Origin of the sequence: Lactobacillus sp., assembly GCF_051893255.1 — a bacterium.
GTDB lineage: Bacteria > Bacillota > Bacilli > Lactobacillales > Lactobacillaceae > Lactobacillus.
In genome coordinates this window covers 4,481-5,987 of record NZ_JBJFHB010000019.1, presented here as the reverse complement: position 1 = coordinate 5,987, position 1,507 = coordinate 4,481, and the positions used below count along the sequence as shown (strand labels likewise).

At 52.2% G+C, this 1,507-nt stretch carries 1 protein-coding gene; it reads right to left on the bottom strand.

Annotated elements, in window-relative coordinates; translation table 11 throughout:
- The coding region (locus ACI4WN_RS01520; RefSeq protein ID WP_439776672.1) for an L-lactate MFS transporter at positions 1 to 1,208 on the bottom strand (1,208 nt) is incomplete at its 3' end.
- Positions 1,209 to 1,507 lie beyond the last annotated feature (299 nt).

Below are 1,507 nucleotides of genomic sequence, written 5' to 3'. Positions count from 1 at the left end.
GCAATCGTCGTCCAAGACTTTTGCACCGTGAAGGAAACTGCCAGGGCAATCCCGGCAATGGCGATAAAGACCGCCAAGGTTACGTAGTAGCTCTTTAAAACCTGGTGGGTAAAAGACAGCAGAACTGGTCCCACCATGCCGGCTGCGGCCCAAGCAGTCAGGATGCTTCCGTGAATAGCGCCAAGTTCCTTAGTGCCAAAGACGTCCCCCAGGTAGGCCGGAATCACTGAGAAGCCGGCGCCGTAGCAAGACATCAAAAGGCACAAGGCAATGGCAAAAATCATTGGAACATGGGTGAAGATCAAGATGATGAACATGGCTATGTCGACCGCAAAGATCAGGCTGTAGGTGAGTGGCCGCCCGATGTAGTCAGACAAGGTCGCCCAGACGAGGCGCCCGAAGCCGTTGAAGAGGCCGATGATGCCGACCATCATGGCCGCGCCAGCTGCGCTCATCCCCGTCAATTCCTGCGCCATTGGGGAAGCGGCTGAAACCAGGGCAATCCCGCAGGTGATGCTGATGAAGAACATGAACCATAACAGGTAAAAAGTCTTGGTCTTCAAGGCTTCGTTAGCCGTGAGGTTGAGTCCAGTCAAGGACATGGACTTCTTTTGCGCAGCCTTAAAGCCTGCCAGGTCTTCATCAGTTGGCTTTTTGATAAATTGGGCCGAGACCAGCATGATCAAAAAGTAGCCAGCTCCCAAGACGTAGAAGGTCCGGGTCAAGCCGACATGCGCCATCAGGAATTGGGCGATGGGGCTGGTTAACAGCGCCGCAAAGCCAAAACCCATGATGGCCAGGCCAGTAGCTAGGCCTCTTCTATCTGGGAACCACTTGATGATGGTGGAAATTGGCGTAACGTAGCCAGCGCCGAGGCCCAGCCCCCCGATCACCCCGTAAGCGAGGTAGAGCAGCCACAAGTGGCCGCTTTGGATGGCGATCCCGGTCAGGGCAGTCCCTAAGCCGTAGCAGATGGCGGCGATGGTGCCGGTCACCCGCGGGCTGAACTTTTCCACCAGTCGTCCCATAAAGGCGGCTGACATCCCCAGGAAAAAGATTGCCAAGCTAAAGGCAAATGAAATCGATGATTCGCTCCAGCGGGTGGCAGCCGCGATTGGCTTAGCGTAAACGCTCCAAGCATACACTGATCCAATCATCAAGTGCAGCATGACCCCCGCCAAAGCAACAACGTAGCGATTAGTCTTCATGAAAAATCTCCTTGTGTATACTTTGGACTTTTGACAATACACGAACAATGTTCTTGAATAGGGCCAACATTATTCGATGAACTTAGAATAACATAGGGAAGCTGTGGTGACAAGGTCCGGAATCTGTATATTTAGTGGTGTAACCGCTAAACCGACTACTAGATCTAGTAGATTTTTTTCTAAAAACAGTTACCGGTAACATGAGCCAGGGATGCTGAAAGCGCTTGTGGATTAGGCTAAGATAAGATGTGAGATTAAACAGCCCTTAGGGCGAGGAGGAAAAATGGCACTTGATACAA